General features: G+C 66.6%; 22 protein-coding genes. 13 read left to right on the forward strand and 9 right to left on the reverse strand.

From position 1 onward, the window contains the following. Positions 1–30: 30 nt before the first annotated feature. The 3 genes from LB310_RS05095 (at position 31) to LB310_RS05105 (ending at position 2372) form a co-directional block, all read left to right on the forward strand. Complete coding sequence (locus LB310_RS05095) at positions 31–846, forward strand: CMP-2-keto-3-deoxyoctulosonic acid synthetase (protein WP_301154674.1); 816 nt, start codon at positions 31–33, stop codon at positions 844–846. A 173-nt stretch (positions 847–1019) separates the two neighbouring features. Next, a complete protein-coding gene (locus LB310_RS05100; protein ID WP_015539183.1) occupies positions 1020–1685 on the forward strand; it encodes a TrkA family potassium uptake protein in 666 nt (221 codons plus the stop codon). A gap of 9 nt (positions 1686–1694) precedes the next feature. Then, the gene (locus tag LB310_RS05105) at positions 1695–2372 is read left to right on the forward strand and encodes a TrkA family potassium uptake protein (RefSeq protein ID WP_087190269.1); all 678 of its coding nucleotides are present in this window, start codon (positions 1695–1697) and stop codon (positions 2370–2372) included. Positions 2373–2431: 59 nt separating this feature from the next. On the opposite strand, the gene LB310_RS05110 is transcribed toward LB310_RS05105, so the two are convergent. Continuing rightward, positions 2432–2950 (reverse strand): MOSC domain-containing protein, encoded by a 519-nt coding sequence (locus tag LB310_RS05110; protein WP_301154675.1) that lies wholly within the window; start codon positions 2948–2950, stop codon positions 2432–2434. Positions 2951–3130: 180 nt separating this feature from the next. Between LB310_RS05110 and purB the strand changes: the two genes are divergently transcribed. Then, positions 3131–4474, forward strand: a complete 1344-nt coding sequence (purB, locus tag LB310_RS05115; protein WP_301154676.1) for an adenylosuccinate lyase — start codon at positions 3131–3133, stop codon at positions 4472–4474. Positions 4475–4585: 111 nt separating this feature from the next. Here purB and LB310_RS05120 read toward each other — a convergent pair whose 3' ends face one another. Next, a complete protein-coding gene (locus LB310_RS05120) occupies positions 4586–6175 on the reverse strand; it encodes a Tat pathway signal protein (RefSeq protein WP_301154677.1) in 1590 nt (529 codons plus the stop codon). A gap of 153 nt (positions 6176–6328) precedes the next feature. Here LB310_RS05120 and LB310_RS05125 point away from each other — a divergent pair, with 153 nt between their 5' ends. The 9 genes from LB310_RS05125 to LB310_RS05165 all read left to right on the forward strand — a co-directional run bounded on the left by LB310_RS05125 (position 6329) and on the right by LB310_RS05165 (position 17271). Beyond that, positions 6329–7039: a response regulator transcription factor gene (locus LB310_RS05125; RefSeq protein WP_015539178.1), complete on the forward strand. Its 711-nt coding sequence runs from the start codon at positions 6329–6331 to the stop codon at positions 7037–7039. A gap of 54 nt (positions 7040–7093) precedes the next feature. Next, positions 7094–8689 carry a HAMP domain-containing sensor histidine kinase gene (locus tag LB310_RS05130; RefSeq protein ID WP_301154678.1) on the forward strand — a complete coding sequence of 532 codons (1596 nt, stop codon included), beginning with the start codon at positions 7094–7096 and terminating at the stop codon, positions 8687–8689. Between the two features lie 85 nt (positions 8690–8774). Further along, positions 8775–9653 carry a phosphoribosylaminoimidazolesuccinocarboxamide synthase gene (locus LB310_RS05135; protein ID WP_278806599.1) on the forward strand — a complete coding sequence of 293 codons (879 nt, stop codon included), beginning with the start codon at positions 8775–8777 and terminating at the stop codon, positions 9651–9653. Between the two features lie 170 nt (positions 9654–9823). Then, positions 9824–10540, forward strand: coding sequence for a hypothetical protein (locus tag LB310_RS05140; protein ID WP_301154679.1), 717 nt, complete (start codon positions 9824–9826; stop codon positions 10538–10540). 12 nt (positions 10541–10552) lie between these two features. Then, the gene (locus tag LB310_RS05145; RefSeq protein ID WP_301154680.1) at positions 10553–14269 is read left to right on the forward strand and encodes a phosphoribosylformylglycinamidine synthase; all 3717 of its coding nucleotides are present in this window, start codon (positions 10553–10555) and stop codon (positions 14267–14269) included. 93 nt (positions 14270–14362) lie between these two features. Next, positions 14363–15112, forward strand: a complete 750-nt coding sequence (locus tag LB310_RS05150) for a GNAT family N-acetyltransferase (protein WP_278806602.1) — start codon at positions 14363–14365, stop codon at positions 15110–15112. 27 nt (positions 15113–15139) lie between these two features. Then, positions 15140–15298 (forward strand): DNA-binding protein, encoded by a 159-nt coding sequence (locus tag LB310_RS05155; RefSeq protein ID WP_278806603.1) that lies wholly within the window; start codon positions 15140–15142, stop codon positions 15296–15298. A 319-nt stretch (positions 15299–15617) separates the two neighbouring features. Then, positions 15618–16280, forward strand: a complete 663-nt coding sequence (locus LB310_RS05160; protein ID WP_278806604.1) for a DUF6323 family protein — start codon at positions 15618–15620, stop codon at positions 16278–16280. Positions 16281–16287: 7 nt separating this feature from the next. Next, positions 16288–17271, forward strand: a complete 984-nt coding sequence (locus tag LB310_RS05165) for a DUF6179 domain-containing protein (RefSeq protein WP_278806605.1) — start codon at positions 16288–16290, stop codon at positions 17269–17271. Here the strand turns inward: LB310_RS05165 and LB310_RS05170 are convergent. The 7 genes from LB310_RS05170 to LB310_RS05200 all read right to left on the reverse strand — a co-directional run bounded on the left by LB310_RS05170 (position 17268) and on the right by LB310_RS05200 (position 23597). After that, a complete protein-coding gene (locus tag LB310_RS05170; protein ID WP_278806606.1) occupies positions 17268–18467 on the reverse strand; it encodes an Mbeg1-like protein in 1200 nt (399 codons plus the stop codon). The genes LB310_RS05165 and LB310_RS05170 overlap by 4 nt on opposite strands. A 182-nt stretch (positions 18468–18649) precedes the next feature. Next, positions 18650–19171 (reverse strand): Asp23/Gls24 family envelope stress response protein, encoded by a 522-nt coding sequence (locus tag LB310_RS05175; RefSeq protein ID WP_278806607.1) that lies wholly within the window; start codon positions 19169–19171, stop codon positions 18650–18652. A gap of 79 nt (positions 19172–19250) precedes the next feature. After that, complete coding sequence (locus LB310_RS05180) at positions 19251–19820, reverse strand: DUF2273 domain-containing protein (RefSeq protein ID WP_278806608.1); 570 nt, start codon at positions 19818–19820, stop codon at positions 19251–19253. A 12-nt stretch (positions 19821–19832) separates the two neighbouring features. After that, the gene (amaP, locus tag LB310_RS05185) at positions 19833–20456 is read right to left on the reverse strand and encodes an alkaline shock response membrane anchor protein AmaP (RefSeq protein ID WP_278806609.1); all 624 of its coding nucleotides are present in this window, start codon (positions 20454–20456) and stop codon (positions 19833–19835) included. A 303-nt stretch (positions 20457–20759) separates the two neighbouring features. Beyond that, complete coding sequence (locus LB310_RS05190) at positions 20760–21986, reverse strand: molybdopterin molybdotransferase MoeA (RefSeq protein ID WP_278806610.1); 1227 nt, start codon at positions 21984–21986, stop codon at positions 20760–20762. A gap of 363 nt (positions 21987–22349) precedes the next feature. Further along, positions 22350–22745 (reverse strand): molybdenum cofactor biosynthesis protein MoaE, encoded by a 396-nt coding sequence (locus LB310_RS05195; protein WP_278806611.1) that lies wholly within the window; start codon positions 22743–22745, stop codon positions 22350–22352. A gap of 297 nt (positions 22746–23042) precedes the next feature. Further along, entirely contained in the window at positions 23043–23597 is a 555-nt protein-coding gene (locus tag LB310_RS05200; RefSeq protein WP_278806612.1) for a TetR/AcrR family transcriptional regulator, read from the reverse strand. Between the last annotated feature and the right edge of the window lie 91 nt (positions 23598–23688).

A 23688-nucleotide genomic window follows, 5' to 3' on the forward strand; every position in this document is an offset into this window, starting at 1 on the left:
GTGCGCTGTTCATTGAAAGGTAATCGAGGTTTGACTGACAGACGATACAAGCAGCGGAAGTCGAGCATTGTCGCGAAGATCGCGGCAGTCGGGTGCGCGTCCATCGTGCTCGCCGGGTGCATCGGCTTCGGCATCGCCTCCGCTGGCGGCAGCGCGCAGGAAGTTGATGCGTTCGGCATCGACGCCATGAGCGCCCCCGTGTCCGAGGCGGATACCGCGACGTTCGCCGAGAGCGCGACCGATTCTTCCGCGCACGAGGCCACGGTGCTCGCCAGCACGGCGAAGCGCGACATCTCCAAGGGCATCGAGGCCATAGAGGCCGAGGAGGAAGCCGCCCGCATCGCCGCCGAGGAGGCCGCCCGCGCCGAGGAGGCCGCCCGCGTGGCCGCCGCCGAAGCCGCCAAGGCCGAACAGCAGGCGAGGGCCGCCCAGGACAGCGCCGCCTCCGCGCTGGCCAGCTTGCCCGATGTGGACTTCTCCGTGGGCAAGGAGGCCTTCATCTCCACGTGGTCCCAGCGCATCGACGCCTATCTTTCCGGCTCACCGCTGGCGGGGCAGGGCGTGACGTTCGCCACGGCCGCCTGGGAATACGGCGTGGATCCGCGTTGGTCGCCCGCCATCTCCAACACCGAGAGCTCGAAGGGTGTGAAGTGCTTCAAGGATCACAACGCCTGGGGCTGGGGCCAGTCGAGCTGGGGGAGCTGGGAAGAGGCCATCAACGCCCATGTGGCCGGACTTGCGAGCGCTTACGGATACTCAATCACGTACGGCGCGGCGATGAAGTACTGCCCGCCGAACTACGACCACTGGTTCAACGCGACGCTGGGCCAGATGCAGATGATCTAAACGTTTCGCCGGCCGCCGGGCCGGCGAAACTGTTTTCCGCCTCGGAACCCATGATGCCAGCCTGCCTGTAGCTGCTCTACGGGCGGGTTTCGCCGCTTTCCTGCGCGCGGGGCTTGCAGTATGCTAGGGCACGGCAGGAAATCGGCGCACGGGCGCTTGGTGAAAGGATCGGTATGAGCAACGTGATCGTCGTCGGCTGCGGCCGCGTGGGTTCGCAGTTGGCGAACATGCTGTCGGACAACGGCAACAACGTGTGCGTCATCGACAAGAACGCCGACGCGTTCGCGAACCTGGGGCGCAACTTCAACGGCTCTACGGTGCAGGGCCTCGGTTTCGACGAGGAGACGCTCGTGAAGGCCGGCGTGGAGGACTGCGACGTCATCGCGGCCGTCACCCAGTTCGACAACACGAACCTCATGGTGGCCGAAGTGGGCAGCCGCCTGTACGGCGTGCCCCATGTCATCGCCCGCCTGTACAACCCCGACCACGAGCGCGCCTACATGCAGCTGGGCATCGACCACGTGTGCGGCACGTCGCTCGTTGCCGAGGACGTGTTCAGCAAGATCGTGTCGGGCCACGGCGCGCACATCGACACGTTCGGCGAGTTCGAGGTGCTGCGCTTCTCGCTCGACCTGAGCTGGCGCGACACCGACCATCCCACCATCCGCGTGTCCGAGATGGAGCGCGACCACGACATCCGCATCATCGCGTTCGAGCGCGCCGACGGCTCGGCCTCGTCCATCCCCACGCGCGACTCGATCCTCTACCAGGGAGATTCCGTGCTCGCCTGCGTGCGCCACGAGCTGATCGGGGCGTTCTCTCGCTACATTCAGGACTAGGAGAATTCCATGTACATCGTTATCGCCGGCGGCGGCAAGATCGGGGAGTACCTGGCCAGCGTGCTGCTGGGAAGCGGCAACGACGTGGCCGTGATCGAGGAGAACCTGCAGACGGCCGACCATCTGTCCATCGTGCTGGAAGGACGCTACCTCGTTATCCACGGCGATGGGTGCGACTCGAAGTACCAGGAGGATGCCGGCATCCGCAAGGCCGACGTGTTCGTGGCCACCACGGGCCAGGACGACGACAACCTGGTGTCGTGCGAGATCGCCCAGCGCGTGTTCAATGTGCCGCGCTGTATCGCGCGCGTTAACAATCCGAAGAACCTGCGCATCTTCCGCGAGGTGGGCATCGAGAGCGTGTCATCCACCACGCTCATCGCGAACCTTATCGAGGAGGAGACGCTGTTGGGCAGCGTGAGCGTGGCCTCGTCGCTCACGCACGGCAACGTGGTGCTCACCGAGATCACCGTGCCGCGCATGCGCTACCATTCCAACGAAGCCGGCATTTTGGCCGAAAGCGTGCCTATGCCGGAGAACAGCCTAATAGCCGCCGTGTCGCCCAAAGACGACGACAACGTGGAAGTGGTGGGCGAGGAAACCGTGCTCTACCCCGGCGACAAGGCCATCGTCGTAGCCGACACCGAAGTCCTCGACGAGGTGCGCTCCCTGTTCAAAGGACTCTAGGCTCCGGCGGCCTGCCGGTCGGCCTCGTTGGCCATCGGCGCAACCTGAGTGTGCTCCTTCTATTCCTCGTGCGCCGCGCGCAGCTCCTCGAGGGCCTCGGGCGGGGTGTGGGCGCAGGTGCCGTCGCCCAGCGCGACCACCTGCACGGAGTCGCCGGGCTTCACCTCGCCGTCCTCCAGCGCCACGAAGAACACGCCCTCGCGGGGGAAGATGCAGTCGCCGGCCAGGTGGTAGATGGCGCACTTCGTGTGGCACACCTTGCCGATCTGGGAGAGCTCCAGGAGCGCCCCGCCCACGCGCAAGCGCGTGCCCAACGGCAATGCCAGCAGGTCGATACCCTCGGTGGTGACGTTCTCTGCGAAATCGCCCTCGGCCACGTCGAGGCCCATGGCCTGCGCCTTCTCGACGGACTCCCACGCCAGTAGCGATACCTGGCGGTGCCAGTCGCCGGCGTGCGCGTCGCCCGCCACGCCGCGGTTCGCCTCGATGGCGGCACCGCCCGCACACGGCGTCTTGCGGCCGCCCTTGCGCCGTGACGTGTTCACCGACCGCACGCGGCCCTCCCTGCATTCCTCCATCTCGCCTGCCCTTCTCTCGAATGCCTAGTATTTCTATAGGAAATATATACTACTTGATCGAGGATAAGCAAGTCAAGGGCGTCGCGCCCAAGGCTCGACACTTTCCGTGAAGTGCGCCGCTCGGGGGCTTGTTTGCGGTATGCTGGTTGCCATCAGGTACGACGTGGGAAAGGGACCGGCGTGATCAACCGTTACACGCGCCCGGCAATGGGCGCCATCTGGGAGCTTGAGAACAAGTTCTCCATCTGGAAGGAAATCGAAGTGCTGGCGTGCGAGGCGCAGGCCGAGCTGGGGAAGTCGGGCATCACGAAGGAGGAGGCCGCGTGGATCCGCGCGCACGCCGACTTCACCGTGGATCGCATTGACGAGATCGAGAAGGTGACGAACCACGATGTCATCGCGTTCACCACGAACATGGCCGAGTACATCGACGCCGACGTACCCGAGGGCCAGGAGCCGCCCAGCCGCTGGGTGCACTACGGCATGACGTCGTCCGACCTGGGCGACACGGCACTGTCCTACCAGATCACGCAGGCCATCGACATCATTCTCGAAGATATCAAGCAGCTGGGTGAAACGTGCAAGCGCCGCGCCTTCGAGTTCCAGGAGACGCTGTGCGTGGGCCGCACGCACGGCATCCACGCCGAGCCCATGACGTTCGGCATGAAGTTCGGCAGCTGGGCCTGGGCCCTCAAGCGCGCCCAGACGCGCATGGAGGAGGCCCGCAAGGTGGCCGCCACGGGCGCCATCAGCGGTGCCGTGGGCACGTACTCCAGCATCGACCCGTTCGTCGAGCAGTTCGTGTGCGAACGCCTGGGGCTTGAGGCCGATCCGCTGTCCACGCAGGTGCTGGCGCGCGACCGCCACGCGCAGGTTATGGCCGGCCTCGCGGTGACGGCGTCCACGCTGGAGTCCATCGCCATGCAGGTGCGCCTGCTGCAGCAGTCCGACGTCATCGAGGCCGAGGAGCCGTTCGCGAAGGGCCAGAAGGGGAGCAGCGCCATGCCGCACAAGCGCAACCCCATCACGGCCGAACGCGTCTGCGGCCTGGCCCGCACCGTGAAGGGCAACGCGCAGGTGGCCTTCGACAACGTGGCGCTGTGGTACGAGCGCGACATCAGCCACTCCGGCGCCGAGCGCGTCGCGCTGGCCGACAGCTTCATCGCGCTCGATTACATGTTCGGCAAGATGCAGTGGATGCTCGACGGCCTGCAGACCTACCCCGCCAAGATGGAACAGAACCTGTGGCGCACGAAGGGCCTCATCTTCAGCTCGAAGGTGCTGCTGGCGCTCGTGGACACTGGCATCAGCCGCGAGGACGCGTACGTCATCGTGCAACGCAACGCCATGAAGGTGTGGGAGGACATCCAGAACGCCGTGGACGGCCCCACCTACCGCGAGAACCTCGAAGCCGACCCCGAGGCGAACCTTAAGCCCGAGGTGCTCGACGAGATCTTCGACCCCTGGGACTTCCTCACCCGCAAGGACGTGGTGTTCGACCGCCTGAAGGAATTGGAGTTCTAAGCGTTCCGTTTCGCCACACGAACGCGAGCAAGGAGCTTTCCATTCGGAGGGCTCCTTTTTTCAAGAAGCGCAGCGACGTCGCGTCGCCTTACTGCCAGGCGCGCCTTTCCCTTACCCGACCGGCTTCCACACCCTTACCAGGCAGTACTTCTTCGGCTCGCCGTCGATGGGCTTGTCGTCGATGTTGGCGTAGGTGACGATGGAGCCTTGCGAGCCGGTGGTGGCCAGGTACTCGCCGTAGTCGTCGGCGCCGTTCTCGGGCTGGAGGGCGAAGTACTCGTTCGTCTCCAAGTCGATGCCGCACACGGTGCGCTTCGACTTGACGATGAAGCATCCGCCGCACCAGGCGGGGGCTGCCGTGGGCGCGAGGCTGAACGAGAACCAGGGTGCGCCGCTGTAGTTGCCGTCCGCAACGGGGGACGCGGGCGTGTACGTGCCGATCTGGGAGATGCCGTCGCCGTAGTTGTACCAGGCGTCGAACGAGAACGAGAACCCGTTGTCGCCGTAGCCCGCCTCCAGCGGGCGCATGGAGCGTGGCAGCACCATGGTGTCCAGCACGCTGCCCGATGCGGCATCCAGGCGGGTGAGCTGGTAGTACGTGCCCGCAGTGTCCGCGCGCGGCGTGATGACCACGGAGTCGGCCAGCGCGTAGGGCGGCGTGCACGGCCTACCGTGGGACGTGTAGACGGTCTCGACGTCGCCTGATCCCAGGGAAGCGCGCTTGACCAGGGAGTCCTCGGCGCTGTAGTCGCCGTCGACCTTGGGCAGGACCTGCCAGAACGCGTAGGCGCCGGATGCTGCGATCGTGGGGGTCTCCCACTGGCCGTCGCCTTCGTCCGCCAGGCGCGGATCGCCGGCCACGCCGTCGGTCAGGCGCGCCGTGTACACGCGCCAGAGTCCGTCGAGGATGTCGGCCTCCGTCCACACGAGGCCCGACGCCGTGGCGCGCACGTCGTAGATCTCGAAGCCCTCGTCCTGGCCCACGGCCTTTTCCAGCACCGTGGACAGGTTTCCGCTGCCAAGCGACAGCAGCCCCACCTGCGCGAGCGGCTTCGCCTCCTCCGTGGGCAGCAGGCAGGCGGCCACGTCGTCGCCGCTGGCCCAGACGAGCGAGCCGTAGGGCAGCTCGGCTCGCACGGACAGGCCCATGCGGGTGGCGGCATCCTCCACGAGGGCGAACGCGCTCTCGGAATCGGACGTGTTCAACGTGGTCACGGCCGAGGCGGGCACTTCGAGCACCGTCACGTTGCCGGCAGCCTCCTCACGCTGCTTGAGGACCACGGAGGCCGCACCGCCGGCCGCCGCGAGCGCGGTCACGCCGATGGCGCCGAACAGGAAGTGGCGGCGCGTGAGCAGGATCTCCCCGCCGTTCGGCGTGGGAACGTGGACGCCGCCACCGCCGGAACCGGAGCCTGCGCCTCCTGCGCCGCGCCGGTGCACGCCTCCGGAGCCGAGCGCATCGCCGGGCCCGACGGAGGCCTTCTGCGCGGCGCTCCTGCGTGCTGCTTGCCGCGAGGCGCCCGATCCTCCCAGGCCGCCGCTGCCAAGGCCGCCCACGTTTCCCACGTGGCCGCCGCGGGGGTTGGGCTTGCCGCCGGCGTAGGTGCCGCCGCCTGGCCTCGCATTGCGGCGCTGGGCGTTGCGCGCGCCGACACGGCTGGGTTTCGCGTGGTGGGCATGTGTTGATCTGCGGGTTACCATGGTGGATATTGTGTCATTTCCCGCACAGGTTCCAGCTGCTTCAGGGGTAATTGCTACAATAAACGCAAACACGACCTGAACGCTCGGAGCGGAGCGCGTATGGGATACGCGGCCAGGTGGGATCCGAGCCGGTGACGACTTGAGGTGGTATCCATGAGCAACGAGACGCGACGTATACTGCTTGTTGAAGACGAGAAGGCCATCCGCGATGCGGTGACGGCCTATCTCGAGCGCGAGAACTACTGGGTGACGGCGGTCGGCGACGGCCAGGAAGCGCTCGAGGAGTTCTCGAAGCACCACTTCGACCTGGTCATCCTCGACCTCATGCTGCCCCGCGTGCCGGGCGAGCGCGTCTGCCGCGCCATCCGCGACAACTCCGACGTGCCCATCATCATGCTCACCGCGAAGGGCGAGGTGGAGGACCGCATCATCGGCCTGGAGCTGGGCGCCGACGACTATCTGGTGAAGCCGTTCAGCCCGCGCGAGCTCGTGGCCCGCGCCCGCGCCCTGCTGCGCCGCGTGCACGCCGACAGCGAGCCGCAGCGCGAGGTGCTGGAGTTCGGCGAGCTCACCATCGATGTTTCGGGCCACAAGGTGCTGGTGAACGGCGAGGAGATCGACCTCACGGCCAGCGAGTTCAAGCTGCTCACCACGCTGTCGCGCTATCCTGGCCGCGTGTACTCGCGCATGGAGCTGGTGGAGAAGGTGCTCGGCTACGACTTCGAGGGCTACGAGCGCACCATCGACTCGCATGTGAAGAACCTGCGCGCGAAGATCGGCGACAACCCGCGCAGCCCGAAGTGGCTGCATACCGTTCACGGCGTGGGCTACCGCTTCGAAGACCCGACCAAAGTCCAGCAGTAAGCACCGCGTGAGCGCCTCGAGCGTGAGCGCATAACCGTGCAGGAGGAGCGAAGCGTGCAAGACTCGGCGACGACCGGACCCATCGGCAAGGCGGGCGCGGACGACGCCGGTGCGGGCAAGCACAAGCGCCCGGGTTGGGACAACCTGTCGTATACGACGCGCGTGACGGCGGCGTTCGCCTTCATCGCGGCCATGACCGCCCTGGTGGCCATCGGCGTGGTGTCGTTCGTGTGGGAGCAGCATTTCCAAACGTACACGCGCGAGAACATGGTGTCGACCGCCGAGTCCGTGGCCAAGGACATCGCGGCGAACTACGAGAAGTCGGGCACGTTTGACGCGCAGACGCTCGCGCCCGCGCGCTACATGGTCAACGTCACGCCGAGCATCGGCATGCGCGTCGTGGACAACACGGTGCCCGCGAACAGCGAGCAGTCGGTTGTGTTCGACTCCACGCTCGTCGAGAATGGCGAGGACGCCGCCGACGGGGTGTCGCTCGTGCCCAAGCATGCCAAGCCCGAGCAGATGGTCACGGTGCCCATCGAGGTGAAGAGCCCCGACAACGAGATGACCCAGGCCGTGGGCTCGGTGAGCGTGTGGGTGCTCGGCTCCGATACGCTGCTGCGCTCCACCGACGAGGAGTTCCGCAACAAGTCCTACCAGGCCATGTTCTTCGCGGCCGCCATGGCCATCCTGCTGGCCTCGTGCATCGGCTTCCTGTTCGCCCGCAACCTGGTGGGCCCCATCAACCGCATGACCAAGACGGCGAAGGCCATCAAGGAAGGCGACCTGTCCGCCCGCACCGATCTGCACGGCGAGGACGAGATCGCGCGCCTGGGAGAGACGTTCGACGAGATGGCCGACTCGGTGGAGAAGGACCGCGAGCTGGAGCGGCGCCTGACCACCGACGTGGCGCACGAGCTGCGCACGCCGCTCATGGCCATTCAGTCCACGGTGGAGGCCATGGTGGACGGCGTTTTCGAAGCCGACCCCGAGCACCTGGAGACGGTGAACTCGGAGGTGCAGCGCCTAAGCCGCCTGGTGGACTCATTGCTGAAGCTCTCGCGCCTGGAGAACCGCGCGAACCCCATGAAGGAGGAGGTCGTGGACGTGGGCCAGCTCATCAGCGGCATCATCGCCACGCACGACGCCTTCGTCACCGACTCGGGCCTCACGTTGGAGTACCAGGCCGACGAGGGCGTGCGCGTGCTGGGCGACGCCGATATGATACGCCAGGCCACGGCCAACCTCATCTCGAACGCCGTTCGCTACACGCCCGAGGGCGGCCACATCACCGTGCAGGTGAAGCGGGGCGACCTCATGGCCTCCATCGCGGTGCGCGACACGGGAATCGGTCTCTCGCCCGAGGAGTGCAAGATGGTGTTCTCGCGCTTCTGGCGCGCCGACGCCGGACGCAACCGCGAGAGCGGCGGCCTGGGCATCGGCCTGGCCGTGGTGAAGGAGATCGTCGACCGACACGGCGGCTGGGTGCAGGTGGAGGGCCGCAAGGACGAGGGCGCCTGCTTCACCATCCACATCCCGCTGTACGACGAGGGCCGCACGCCCAAGGCGCGCCAGCAGAAGCCCAAGCAGGCAAAGGTGCCGAAGGTTGCGAAGGGCAAAGAAAAACAGCGCCCGAAGGGGCATAGATAGCCAAACTGCGCGATAATGAGGCGCGCATGAAAAACGCTGCGGCCCGAGGAGAGCGCGCGGCGTGTCGATGAAAGGACAGAGCAGCATGACCGGAATGGACATCAAGCCCGACGCGCAAGGCAAAGTGCGCGACCTCTACGACTTGGGGGACAAGCTCTTGTTGGTGGCGTCGGACCGCATTTCCGCGTTCGACTACATTCTGGAAGACGAGATCCCGCACAAGGGCGCGGTGCTCACGCAACTGTCGTGCTTCTGGTTCGAGCTCCTGGACGGCGTGGTGGAGAACCACCTGATATCCGCCGACGTGGCCGACCTGCCCGAGCAGTTCAAGCCGTACTCCGACTATCTGCGCGGGCGCTTCATGCTGGTGAAGAAGGCTGACATGTTCCCTGCCGAGTGCATCGTTCGCGGCTACCTGGCCGGCAGCGGCCTCAAAGAGTACGAGAAGCAGGGAACCGTGTGCGGCATCGAGCTGCCCGAGGGCCTCGTGAACTCGTCGAAGCTGCCCGAGCCCATCTTCACGCCGTCGACGAAGGCCGAGATCGGCGACCACGACGAGAACATCAGCTTCGAGCGCCTCGTGGAGATCATCGGCGAGGACGACGCCTCCCAGCTGCGCGACCTGGCCCTCAAGGTGTACACGACGGCACGCGACCACGCGGCCGAGCGCGGCGTGATCATCGCCGACACGAAGTTCGAGTTCGGACGCATCGACGGCCAGATCATCCTGGCTGACGAGGTGCTGACCCCCGACTCGTCCCGCTTCTGGCCAGGCGACGAGTACGCCGAGGGCAAGGACCAGCCCAGCTTCGACAAGCAGTTCGTGCGCGACTGGCTGAACGCCAACTGGGATCGCCAGGGCAACCCGCCCCGCCTGCCCCAGGACATCATCGAGAAGACGAGCGAGAAGTACATCCAGGCCTACGAGAAGATTACGGGCAGGCCTTTCGTTCCTTTTGCCTAACGGCAACCGGAACTCCTCGACGCGGCGGGCTTCTGTGGCACCCGATCTCGCGGCGAGGCCGAGGCCTCACGTACCGGAGTACGCTTCGCCCTCGCTCTCCCCACGATCTCGGGCATCACAGAAGCCCTCGCTGACTTTTTTGTTTCCTACGAGTTTGAATTGAGAGCATTATGTCCCAACGCAACCCCATGAACGACCGGTACCAGACCGACGAGCATCGCGGTCAGACGCGCAAGAGCGCAGCGGCCATGAAGCCGAAGTCGAAGGCGGCCGCCTCGGTACGCGTGCAGCCTAAAGAGAAGACGAAGCAGCAGAAGAAGGCCGAGAAGAAGGTGGCCCGCCAGAAGCAGAGCGATCTGGACCGCAAGTACTACAACCCGCCCACGCCGCAGTACAAGCGCCTGCGCAAGATCTGGTGGGCTCTGCTCATCGGCGCTATCGCGGCCACGGCGCTGTCGTGGGTGGGCCGCTCGTGGTTCCCGGACGCGGTGAGCTACGTCATGCTGGGCGCGGCCTACGTCTGCATCATCGGCGCCCTGTACGTGGACTTCTCGAAGATCCGCAAGGTGCGCCGCGCCTATCAAGAGCAGATGGAGGCTTCGAAGTCCAAGGAGCAGCGCGCCTTGGAGAAGCAGCAGAAGGCCGCCCAGAAGGCCCAGAAGGCCGAGACCGCCGGGGCTCCCGCCGAAGAGGAGAAACCGAAGAAGCGCGGCCTGTTCGGCAGCGGCTTCCGACTTTCGAAGGCCGAGCAGGCCAAGGCCGAGAAGCAGGAGGCCGAGGCTGCCGATGGCGACGAGGGCAACGCTGCGTTCGAGCGCGGCAAGGCGAACGCCAAGGCCGCGGCCGATGCCGCAAAGAGCCAGTCCCCTAAGGGTTCGAAAAAGTAAGGGAGATTCTTCATGGTTTCTCGCGTGTATGTTGAGAAGAAGCCCGGCTTCGACGTGGAGGCGCAGCAGCTCGCGCACGAGCTGCGCGACATCTTAGGGATCGAGCGGCTCGAAGGCCTGCGCCTGGTGAACCGCTACGACGTGGAGGGCATCTCGGACGAGTTGTTCGAGCAGTGCGTGCCCACGGTGTTCAGCGAGCCGCAGTCCGACGTGGCCGCTTTGGAGATGCCGGCGGCGGAGGGCGCGGCCGTGTTCGCGGTGGAGTACCTGCCCGGGCAGTTCGACCAGCGCGCCGACTCGGCCAGCGAGTGCATCCAGCTGATCAGCCAGGGCGAGCGCCCCGAGGTGCGCAGCGCGAAGGTGTACCTGCTGGAGGGCCCGCTCGCCGACGAGGACGTGGCCGCCATCAAGCATTACGTGATCAACCCCATCGAGGCGCGCGAGGCCTCTCTCGAGCCGCGCGAGACGCTGCGCATGGAGCAGCCCGTGCCGCCCATGGTGGAGACGGTGGAGGGCTTCCTCGACCTGGACGAGGCGGGGCTCGCGGTGTTCATCGCCGACCGCGGCCTGGCCATGGATCTGGCCGACCTTGCGTTCTGCCAGCGGTACTTCGCGGAGGAAGGGCGCAACCCCACCATCACCGAGATCAAGATGATCGACACCTACTGGTCCGACCACTGCCGCCACACCACGTTCGGCACGGTGCTCGACGACGTGCGGATCGACGACGAGGCCGTGCGGGCGGCCTTCGAGAAGTACCTGGCCATGCGCCACGAGCTGGGCCGCGACGAGAAGCCGGTGTGCCTCATGGACATGGGCACCATCGGCGCACGCTGGCTGAAGGCGAAGGGCATCCTCACCGGGCTCGACGAGTCCGAGGAGATCAACGCCTGCACCGTGAAGGTGAAAGTGGACGTTGACGGCGAGGAACAGGACTGGCTGTACCTGTTCAAGAACGAGACGCACAACCACCCCACCGAGATCGAGCCGTTCGGCGGCGCGGCCACCTGCGTGGGCGGCGCCATACGCGACCCGCTTTCCGGGCGCAGCTACGTGTACCAGGCCATGCGGCTCACCGGCTCGGCCGACCCGCTTGTGCCCGTGAGCGAGACGCTGCCCGGCAAGCTGCCGCAGCGCAAGCTCGTGACCACGGCCGCGGCGGGCTATTCGTCGTACGGCAACCAGATCGGCCTTGCAACCGGCCAGGTGAACGAGCTGTACCATCCCGGCTATGCGGCCAAGCGCATGGAGATCGGCGCCGTGGTGGGCGCGACGCCGGCCGACCATGTGCGGCGCGAGACTCCGGCCCCGGGCGACGTGATCGTGCTCCTGGGCGGGCGCACGGGCCGCGACGGCATCGGCGGCGCCACGGGATCGTCGAAGGCGCACAAGCTGGAATCGCTCGAGACGTGCGGGGCCGAGGTGCAGAAGGGCAACGCGCCGGTTGAGCGCAAGATCCAGCGCCTGTTCCGCCGCGGCGACGCATGCCGCATGATCAAGCGCTGCAACGACTTCGGCGCGGGCGGCGTGTCCGTGGCCGTGGGCGAGCTGGCCGACGGCCTGTTCGTCGACCTGAACAAGGTGCCGAAGAAGTACGAGGGCCTGGACGGCACGGAGCTTGCCATCGCCGAGAGCCAGGAGCGCATGGCCGTGGCGCTTGCGCCCGAGGACGTGGACGCGTTCATCGCGCTCGCGTACGAGGAGAACCTCGAGGCCACGCCTATCGCCGAGGTCACCGAAGAGGCGCGGGTGCGCATGGAGTGGAACGGCTCCACCATTGTGGACGTGAGCCGCGACTTCCTCAACAGCAACGGCGCGGCTAAGCATCAGGACGTGCGTGTGGTGCCGGGCGGCGGCTACGAGCGCACGTGGGAGGGCGAGACGCTGGCCGAGCGCCTGGGCGCGCTCGTGCGCGACCTGAACGTGTGCTCGAACAAGGGCCTGTCGGAGCGCTTCGACTCCACCATCGGCGCGGCCACGGCGCTCATGCCGTTCGGCGGCGCGCGCCAGCTCACGCCCGCAATGGCCATGGTGGCGAAGCTGCCCGTGTTCGGCGAGACCTCCACGGTGAGCGGCATGGCCTGGGGCTTCAACCCGTACCTCACGGCGGCGAACCCGTTCGTGGGCTCGTATGTCGCCGTGGTGGAGAGCGTGGCGAAGCTGGCGGCCGCCGGTTTCGCGCGCGAGGACATGTACCTCACGTTCCAGGAGTACTTCGAGAAGCTGCGCGACGAGCCCGAGCGCTGGGGCAAGCCCGCTGCAGCCGTGCTGGGCGCGCTGATGGCGCAGGTGGACCTGGGCGTGGGCGCGATCGGCGGCAAGGACTCCATGTCCGGCAGCTTCGAGCAGCTTGACGTGCCGCCGACTTTGGTGTCGTTCGCGACGGCCGTGGGGTCGATCGATCGCGTGACGTCTCCCGAGTTCAAGGGGGCGGGCCGCCGGGTGGCGCGCATCGCGCCCGCGGCTTACGACGGCGTGGTGCCCGAGGCGGCGGGGCTGCTGGAGGCCATCGCGGTTGTGGAGCGCTTGATCGGCGAGGGCGCGGCGCTCGCCGTGTCGACGCCCGGCTACGGCGGGACGGCCGAGGCCCTGTTCAAGATGAGCGTGGGCAACGGCATCGGGCTGGCGCTGGACGAAGCCGTGACGGCCGACGAGCTGTTCGCTCCCGCCTACGGCAGCTTCCTCGTGGAGCTGGCCGACGACGCCGCAGTGCCCGCCGCCGGCGACGCCGTGCGCGTCGACGTGCTGGGCGAGACGACGGAGGCCTACGAGTTCGCCGCCTGCGGCGAGACGATCCCCCTCGCCAACCTGCAAGAGGCCTGGGAATCGCAGCTGGAGCCCGTGTTCCCGTACCGTGCCGAGGGCGAGCGCGTGGAGCCGGTGTCCTTCAGCAGCGCTGCGCCCCTCACCTACAACGGAACCATCGCGCGCCCGCGCGTGGTGATCCCCGTGTTCCCGGGCAACAACTGCGAGTACGACTCCGCGCGCGCCTTCGAGCAGGCGGGGGCCGTGGTGGATACGTTCGTCATCAACAACCTTACGCCCGACAAGGTGGCCGAGAGCACGGCCGAGCTGGTGAGGCTCATCAACAACAGCCAGATCATCATGCTGCCGGGCGGCTTCTCCGGCGGTGACGAGCCTGACGGTTCCGCCAAGTTCATCACGGCGTTCTTCCGTGCCCCCGCGGTGACGGAGGCGGTGCGCGACCTGCTGCAGAACCGCGACGGGCTGATGCTCGGCATCTGCAATGGCTTCCAGGCGCTCGTGAAGCTGGGCCTGGTGCCGTTCGGCGACATCCGTCCCATGGACGAGACCTGCCCAACGCTCACGTTCAACAACATCGGCCGCCACCAGAGCCGCCTCGTGCGCACGCGCGTGGCGTCTAGCCTGTCGCCGTGGCTCTCGCGCTGCGAGGTGGGCGACGTGCATACGGTGCCGGTGAGCCATGGTGAGGGCCGCTTCGTGGCGAGCGACGAGCTGCTCGCCCAGCTGCGCGACGCCGGCCAGATAGCCACGCAGTACGTGGGGGCGGACGGCCAGCCGTCCATGGACCTGGGCGTGAACCCCAACGGTTCCGCCTGGGCGGTCGAGGGCATCACGAGCCCCGACGGCCGCGTCCTCGGCAAGATGGGCCACAGCGAGCGCCGCGGCGCGGGCCTGTACCAGAACGTCCCCGGCGACCTGTTCCAGCCCTTGTTCGAAGGCGGCGTGGGCTACTTCACCGACTAATTGGCATGGAGGGGACGGTTCCCCTTTATGCCATTCCAGGCGGCGCGTCCTTTGGGGTGCGCCGCTTTCTCGATCGCAAAGGACGGGATGCCCATGGAGCCCGAATTCGTCAACCTCACGCCGGAGAACCTCGCCGACGAGCACCTTTCCTGCATCATCCGCGTCAAAAAGCCCCATCCGGGCGTCGAGGCGAAGCGCCGATGGCTGGCCGACCGCCTGCGCGAGGGCCACGTGTTCCGCAAGCTGCAGGTGAAGGACCCGGTGTTCATCGAGTACGCCCCGCTTGAGACGGCGTGGGTCCCCATCGTGGGCGACAACTTCCTGTACGTGTACTGCCTCTGGGTGTTGGGCGCGTCCAAGGGAAAAGGATACGGGCGCGCGCTCATGGAGCACTGCCTTGCCGATGCGCGCGAGCGGGGCAAGTCGGGCGTGTGCATGCTGGGCTCGAAGAAGCAGAAATCGTGGCTGTCCGACCAATCGTTTGCGAAGAAGTTCGGCTTCGAGGCGGTGGACGCCACGGACGACGGGTACGAGCTGCTCGCCTTGTCGTTCGACGGCACCGTGCCGGCGTTCGCGCCGCGCGCCAAGGCGCAGAGGATCGAGCACGACGAGCTGACGATCTACTACGATTTCCAGTGCCCCTACGTGCCCGGGCATATCGCCGCGGTGCAGCGGTACTGCGAGGAGAACGATGTCCCGCTGACGTTGATCCAGGTTGATTCACTGCAAACGGCGAAGGACCTGCCCTGCGTGTTCAACAACTGGGCCGTGTTCTACAAAGGCACGTTCGAGACCGTGAACCTGCTGGACACCGCGTATTTGAAAAGGATTCTCAAGAAGTAGGCGAAACTCCGGCGAAGGAGGTGCGAGGTGGGTTTTCTTGAAAGCTTCAACCGCGGGCTGAGCGGGGATGACGGCCACGCGTTCGCGGGCAGGCAGGTGGCGTGCTCGCACTGCGGCGGCAGCGCGTTCGACGAACGGTCGGCGCAGCTCAACACGATGGGCCTCACGTTCCTCGACCTTGATTGAGCGAACAGGAGCGCCACGGTCCTCGTCTGCAAGGACTGCGGCCACCTCGAATGGTTCTTGTGACACAGGTGCGGAAAGGTATCAAATAGAAACCGATTTCCTGTCGCTATTTGATAGAAATCGCGATTTTGATCAAATAGGATTTGGGAAGCGCAGTGCTTGGCGGCTGCGGCGCACGTGTTCGCTTCGGACGTCAAAAAAGCGGAGGATTCATCAATTCTCCGCTTTCATCTGGGGAAATAATACCACAAAACGCGTGAAAAGTCGAGTCGTGCATGTACGCGGGGTTCGCGGTATAACCCTGTGCGAGGTGATGCGCATGGGTTTCGATCTGACGATACCGCCGCAGCTGCAACGGGCCGCTGCGCGGGAGGATCTGGCCGTCTGCAACGAGGCGACGGCGAAGCACGGGCTGCGGCTGACCGAGCCGCAGATGATGGAGCTGGTCGAGCGTCGCGGAGAGGCGCTGCGCGCGACGGGACGCGTGGAGTTCGGGCGCGGGGTGGTGCGCGAGCTGGTGCGCGGGTTCTGCGATTCGCCGTACCTCTCGCAGGAGAACTACGCCGAGGCCATCGCGGACGTGCAGGACGTGTTCTACCGCCGCAAGGAGGACGCCGAGGCGGCGGACGAGCCGATAGCCGATGACGATCTGGTTGAAGCGCTTCGCCATGCGTTCGATGGCGAGGCGGCAGGGTCGGCGCAGCTTCTGGCCGATGTTCCGGTCGCAACGCTGCGAATGTATGCAGCGCGCGGCCGGACGGGCGAATACGACGAGAAGACGCAGGCCGAGACATTCGAGGAGGAGGCTGCCCATGACGGAGCCGGGGAAAGCGTGCGGGATGAGCTCAGCCGCGTGCTGGACGACGAGCGGTGGGAGCGCCCCGGCAACGAGTACGCCGACGGCTTCTACGACGGGTACCACGAGCTCTACCGCATCGGGTTCGACGCCAACAGCCGCATTGGGGGCTCGTCTCTCGGCTGACGGGGCTGTGGACAACGAGGCGCGCCAGGTTGCCGGCGCGCGCGGTGCAGGTGCCCCGCCCGAGGCCGGAGAGCGCACGCACGGCCTGGGTCCCACGGCATCGGCAGGCGACGAACACGCCCATGCCGCGTCCTCTGTCGAATACGTGCAGTTGGCGCTCTGGCAGGTGCTCGCGAAGCAGGTCGCGCTCTACACGATGGGGGAGAGCAGCTCGCTGCCCGAATACGACGCTCATCGGCTGCTCGCCTCCGCATGCTTTGTGATGGGCATAGACCCTGACGACCCTCGGCCCGGCGCAGCCCTCGTGCGGCAAATCGCGGATGAGGGCCCGGAAGCCGTTTTCGAGCGAGCCGTGGCGCGCGTCGAGCGCGAGGCTGCGCGCACCGAGGCGCTGTGGAGGGACGTGTGCCTGGGCACGCCGCTGCTCGAGAGCATCGCACTCAAGGATACGCTGGAGAGCCTGCGCGGGTTCCCCTCGCGCTACGTGCCGCGGTTCTTCGCACATGAGGTGCCGGCCGACATCGACTACCCGTTGGCTCAGCCGGTGCCGGAGTCGCTGCAAGGCGTGGACTACGTGAACGCCTACTTGGAGCGGCTGCTGATAGAGAACCGTTTCCTGCAGCAGTTTGACGTCGCGCGGTGCCGGCGCTTGCTGCGCGCCGTGCACCCGCAGTACGGCGAGCTGATACTCAACCTGTTCGAGCCGGTTGCCGCGAACGCCGTCGGCTGCATGCTGGCAGGCTGCGATGTGCGCGGCCTGCAGCTGGACGAGGCGGGCTGCGCACGTATCGCCGAAGGGCTTGCAGGGAGCGCCCCGCATGCCTTGGCGCGGAAGTTGGAGGCCGCGGCGGATGCCGTCTGCGCCGAGCTCGCCGTGGACGACGGCGCTGCCCGTGCCTATGTACGCCGGCTGGCGGGGCAGCTGGCGCCCCGTGTGGCCACGGCCCTGCGCTGCCGCAGCCTGGAGGGCGTGTTCGTCCGCTGGAGCTAGGCGTCCTCGCCGCGCTCCGCAGCCCGCGGCCGAGACGGTGCTCGCGAGCCGGGCCAGAGCATGGAGACGCCCTGCGCGAGGTGCCGCGCGACGATCTCGGTGAGGGGCTTCAGCGCGGCGAGCAGCGTGGAGCGGGCGCCGGGGTCCATGTTCTTGGCGGCCTCCGAGACAAGAGCGAGCGCCTTCGAGCCGCCGCAGAGCAGGTCGGAGGCGTCACGGGCGCCTGACGACTCCACCGCTTGGAAGAACGCGTCCACCACCACGGCCGCCTCCTCGTCGCTGAACCGTGCCAGCCATTCCGTGAGCACGGCATCGGCGAGCTGGGCACCGTCGGTGAGCCCATCGAGGTATGCGAAGTCGTCGCCCGCGACCTCCCACGAGAACACGCTGTGCTGGTCTATCCCCTTGGCGGTGCTCCTCACCACATGCGGCAGTATGGGCGACTCCATGAGCAGGCCTACGACCGAGTCCTGCGGCACGGTGCGGTGGATGCGGTCCTCGAGCGGCGCCCAATCGGCGGGCGCGAACGTGCCCGCCTTGAATCCGGGACCGTCGTGGCTGTACACGCGCTCGATGCGCCGCTGCACGGCGGGTGGCGCCTTGAGCGCCGCGTACACGGCCAGGTTGCCGCCCTTCGAATGGCCGCCCACGTACACGCGCTTCGGCGCGCGCTGCGCGATGGCTTGCAGGTAGCGCACGGCTTGCTCCTGGGCGGGGACGGGGGCGGTGTAGGCCATGTTGAAGTTCTCGCGCCAGCCGGTGAATGACGTATCCGTGCCGCGAAAGCCCACGTAGGCGAAGTCCTTCCGATGCACGAACGTCATGGCGGCGAACTGCGTCTGGCGGTCGGTGTCGAACAGGCTCAGGTAGTCGCGCACGCGCATGTCGCGGAAGCGCGGGCTGGCGGCCAGTGCCAGAAGGTTCTCCTTCACCATCTGCGGGTCAAGGCCGGTGAACATGGTCGGGTAGAGCTCGGCGCGCAGCGCGTCGGCGAAGCGCACGGCCGTGCGCGTGGGCGATAGCAGGTTCTCCACGATGGTGCCCAGGTCGAGGAACGACGAGCGTTCGCGCAGCGCCGGCACCACTCCCTCGGCACGCACCATGCAGAACTGCGAGAGCACGGCCGAGTCTACCGGGTTGAACGGCTTCTCTTCGAACGGGGCGAACTCCGTCGCCAGGTAGTCGAGCAGGTTCATGGGCCTCTCCCTCCGCGCGCGGGCTGTCCACCCATTGTAGCGCTTCGGTTCGCGGCGGGGACGGGTAGGAGGCGCGGAGTGGGCAGGCCGCCGAGCAGCACAAGGCCCGCCTTCCCGAGGGAGAGGCGGGCCTTCGCCGCACGCGGACGGGACGCGTGCGGCAACACGACGCGCGGGAGTCTCTACTGGTCGTTCGAGGAGCCGCTCTGCCCGTCGTCGGTGTTGTTGCCGTTCTTCTGGTCGTACTCGTCCTGGGTCATGACGTCGACCACGTTCACGGTCATCTCGATGACGTTCAGCCCCGTCATGTCCTTGATATCTTGGCCGACAACCTTCTTGATCTGGTCGAACACGTCGGTTGCGGACTTGCCGTACTCCAGCACGATGTCCAGGTCGAGCTTCGTGTTCTTGTCATCGACGACATCGGCGTCCACGCCCTTCGTCTTGTCGTTGCCGCCCAGGCCCTCTTGCACGCGGGAGAGCAGGTTGCCCTTCATGTCGATGATCCCGTCGATCTTCTGGGCGGCCTTCGAGGAGATCTTCTCAACGACGTTCTCGTCGATGACGAGCTTGTACTGCGGCTCGGCCGGAACGCTGTCGGCCTGGTAGGAGCTGCCGCTTGCGTCCTGGCCGTCCATCGATGCGTACGGGTCATACGTGCTCTTGGCGGAGGTGGAAGGCTTGGTCATGGTTGCTTGGGACATGGTGGTTCCTTTCTATCGTCAGGTGGGTGAAACCGGTTGGGGCGGCGTGCCGGGCATGCGGCCCGACACGCCGGGGCTGCTAGCTGCTGATGCGTTCCAGGATGCCCTTCATGCGCTCGCGGGTTTTCTGGTCGCCGTCGCGGTAGCGGCCGATGACCACGCCCACGGCGGCGAACACTGCGAGCAGCACCGTGGGCCAGAAGCCCACGATGAGGATGAGCGCCGCGGCGACGAAGCCCACGATGCCGTAGAGCACCGTATGGCTGTGCTTCTCCAGGTAGGGCGCCGTGGCAGCGCGCATGCTCGCGAACATGCCGGTCTTCCCTTCCTGGGCTTTCGCGGCCGCGTTCGTGATGACGTCAGAGGGCGTCTGCGCCTCGGGGCCCGGCGTCTTGTCCGCGCTCATGGTGGTGCCCGCGCCGGGGACGCCCACCTTGCGGGCGTCGGGGTTCGGCTTGGACGGGTCGCCCTGCGCCGCCTTGGCCTGCTGCTGGGGCTGGTAGGCCTTGGCCGCGTCCGAAGCGGTGGAGCCCTGCTGCGCCGCGTTCTGCTTAGGCCGGCTCTGCTTGGCGTTCGCCTTGCCCGCGCCCGTCTTGGACGGGGCCTTCGCCATCGGGGCTGGATGCATGCGTATGGCCGATTGCGTCATGGTCGCACCTCCTTACTTGCCTACGGCATGGGCCGGTACCGGCTGAGTCTGGTGCTGGCGGTGCGTGTCTTCCGAGTACTTCGTGGCCTGCTGCGTGAAAGCGGGCGTCACCACGTCGGCGTCGCCGGCGAAAGTGATGCGCACGGAGTCCACCGGGTAGCCGGTGAAAGCCTCGAGGGTCGAGGAGATCTCGTTTTGCAGCTTCGCGCCCAGCTCGCCCAGCTCGGCGTTGCGGCCGGGATCGATCTTGGCGTGGATGGACATGCGCGGATCGTGCTTGTTGGTGATATCGATCTTCACGTTGTCGGTCGACAGGCCGTGGTGCGCCTCCACCACGTGCTTCACCGTGGACTGGATGGCGTTCTGCGTGATGGCGATGCTGCCGTTGTCGCGCTCGATCTCAAGCTGCGAGTTCTTGCCCGGCGCGGTGAGCGCGCGGATGAGCACCACCAGCAGGCCCACCGCCGTGATACCCAGGAGCACGGCTTCCACGACGTAGAACCAGGGCATGGCCATGAGCCACGCGATGGCGGGGAACAGCGGTTCCCACGCGAACCACAGGGCCGCGAGCACACCGATGCCGAGTACGGCAGCGACGACGAACACGATCATGCAGAAGCGCTTGAACTTTCCCATATATGCCGCCTTTCTTTCTCGTGCGCGCATCGCGGTGAGCGGCGCGCGGTCGGATGGAGTGCGACTACTCTAGGGGAAAGAATGGGCGTCGGTAACCGCTTGTACGGAAGTGCGGCCGGACGATTGCCGGGCCGTTAAGGCGGGGATCCGGGGTTCGCAGGGCGCTTGCCCTGACAGGGCAAGCGCCCTGTGCTCGCCGCCGCCCGAGGGACGGCCCCGTGCGGGCGCGAGAGGGCGCGACGGGGTACGAGGGGGGAGTGACGCGGCCCGCCCTCGGCCCCTTAGCGCTGACGTGGCCGTTTGCTAGTCGATGAGCTCCTCGCCGCGCAGAAGCTCCACGTCCACGAGGGTGCCGGCCTCGAAGCCGTGCTCGCCGAGGGGGGAGACGCGCTGGGCGTTGCTGGCCATGCAGGCGGCCAAATCGCCGGCCTTGAAGTTGAGGAACTCCGCGGTGTAGCCCGAGGGGTTCGCCGGGTTGCTGTCGCGGACCAGGTTCACGCGGGCGATGTTCGCCATCTGGGGTGGGCCGCTCACCGCGGCAGCTGCTTGGGCTTGCACGGTGGGGATCTTGCGCACGGGCACGCCCAGGAAGCGTGCGACGACAGCCTGCAGGCACCACTGCGTGCCGTAGTAGGCGGCCATCGTCGGGCCGGGCAGGTCGACGACGGGCTTGCCGTCGGCCACGGCCATCATGAGCGGGCGGCCCGGCACAGCGGCTATGTAATGGTGCACCACGCGTCCGCGAGCCTCGATCATGCGCACGTTGAAGTCCTCCTCGCCTACGGCCGATCCGCCGTTGACCACCACGGCGTCGGCCACGGCCAGCGCCTCGGCGAACGCCCGCTCGAGGGCGGCCTCGTCGTCATACACGATGGGGAAGATGAGGGGCTCGGCGCCATATTCGATGAGCATGTGCTTCACCATCAGGCTGTTCGTGTCCACGTTCTGGCCGCGGCGCGGGGCGATGCCGGCCGGCACGAGCTCGCTGCCGGTGGGGATGAACGCGATGCGCGGCTTGCGGCGCACGGGCACGAGCGTGATGCCGCCCATGGCGAGCGCCGCCAGGTCGGTCGGGCGGATGGGCAGGCCGGCCTTCATGAGCGGCGCGCCGGCCCTTATGGTGTCGCCCGCCTGGCGCACGTTCGTGCCGGGCCCGACCTGCACGTCGTCGTCGAGAACGACCGAGCCGTCCGGCTGTATGGCGGCCTTCTCTATCATGATGACGGCGTCGTAGGCGTCGGGGAAGTCGTCGCCGGTGTCGGCGCGCACGTAGTCGCGGCCGAGCTCCCAGGCGCTCGTGTCCGGCCGGCCGTCCGCGAAGGCCGCCGACCTCACCGCAATGCCGTCGCACGCCGATGCGCGCACCACTGGCAGCGTGTTCGCCGACATCAGGTCACGCGCCGTCACGCGCCCCACGGCCTCGTCCAGGCTCACCAGCTCGGTGGCTGCCGCCGGCGGCTTCCAGGCGGCGAAGAAATCCGCGAGCGCTTCCTCCCGCGAAGGGAACCCGTGCATGATCTTCTCTCCCATGTTGCCTCTTCCTGCTCGTGTGGATGTGCTGGCCATATTATAGTACGGAAGAAATATTTTGATATCAGGATATTTGAGAGCGAAGGACGGTTGAGAGAAGAGCGGGCGGTCGCCCTGCCCCCCCCACGCCAACCGAGATGAAAAAACGGCGCGTGCTAATGCGACGCGGCCTCGGTTGCCCGCATGAGCAAATAATCCGCGCCAGTGTCATCGGGTCTCGATGGCGTGCGAAAACGGCTCGCAATGCCACGGGAAGATGCTCAAAGCACCTACGAAAAAACGCGCTTTCGCGCGTTCCTTCGCGAATGTTTCACGTGAAACATTCGTTCGTTATTTGGCTGGTAGAATCGTCGCGCGAGCGCCCTACGCGTGGATCTCCTTCTCCACCACGAGGTCGTTCTTGATCTTGCCGACGAGCTTCTGCAGCGCGTCGATGCAGTTCGGGCGGATATCGGCGCCGATCAACACGTACATGATGGAATCGCCCACGTCGAGCACGCCCTCGTTCAGCCAGGTGCGCACGTAGTACACGCCGGGCCATGTGAGCGCCTCCTTCTCGGCCGCCGCGACGCCCTCGGCGTCATACGAGAACTCCACCTGCGCCACGTCGCCCAGGCCCTCTACGCCCTCGCGCACGAGCTTCTTCGGGGTGATGCGCACGATGCCGTTATGGGCGAGGAACATGCCGCACTGCGCAGCCTGCGGATCCTGCTTGGCCTCTTTGAGCCACTGGTCGATGGACGGTTCTTGCTGAGCCATGATTCCCCTTTCTCGGTTTCAATAGCGCCATTATACGCTATCGAGGGCAATAAAAACACAGCAATCGAGTAGGAATATGAAAAGCGGAGCTAGGGGCCAACATACGAACGGATGTTTCACATGAAACATCCGGGAAGGCTGTCGCCGACCTGCGCGACGTAAGGGGGCGGTTGGAAGTGGGGGCTCGGCCGCTCATGAAGGCGCGTCTCGTTTCAAGAGGTCGAAGCGACGCCTGCGGCTCGCAGCGGGTCGGGCGCAGCACTGGCGCGGGTGCTGTAGGGCGCCGCGGCGCGGGCGCTACAGGGCGGCGAGGCCGCTGTCGGTCATCTTCTCTATGAAGCGGGCGATGTCCTGGGGGCTGTCGGCCATGTCGTTTCGCACCCACGAGCGGATGACCGAGAGGCAGCCGTTCGCCATGAACGTGTACAGGCGGTCGAGCTCTGCCTCGGGCAGGTCGGGACGTTGCCGGCGCCACAGGGCGATGCTGCTCTCGCGCAACGTCTCCACCACGCGCAGGGGGAACTCGGGGTCGCCGTGCTCGCCGAAGATGGCTTGGCAAGAGCGCTCGTTGTCAACGATTATGCGGCAGATCTCGTTGCTGAACGCGCTTAGGGACTGATCGGGCAGCGTGGTGCTCAGGGAGCGCATGATGGTGTGCGCCAGTTCGCGCTCGATCTCCTCGTGCAGGTCGAAGAGGTCGCGGTAGTGCGCGTAGAACGTGGCGCGGTTGACGTTGGCCTGCTCGCACAGCTCCTTCACGGTGATCTTCGCCACCGGCTTCTCCACGAGCAGGTCGAGAAACGCCTCGCGCAGAAGCAGCTTCGTGAGCCGTATCCGATGGTCCTGCTTCATGGTTTCCCCCGCCTTCCGCTCGCCCGGTCGCCGCTCTTCGGTCGCCGCCCCGGCCACTCATCGCCCGCCGTCCATCTGCCGCTCTCGAGTC

Origin of the sequence: Gordonibacter sp. RACS_AR49, from assembly GCF_030418435.1 — a bacterium.
In the GTDB taxonomy this organism is placed as follows: domain Bacteria; phylum Actinomycetota; class Coriobacteriia; order Coriobacteriales; family Eggerthellaceae; genus Gordonibacter; species Gordonibacter urolithinfaciens.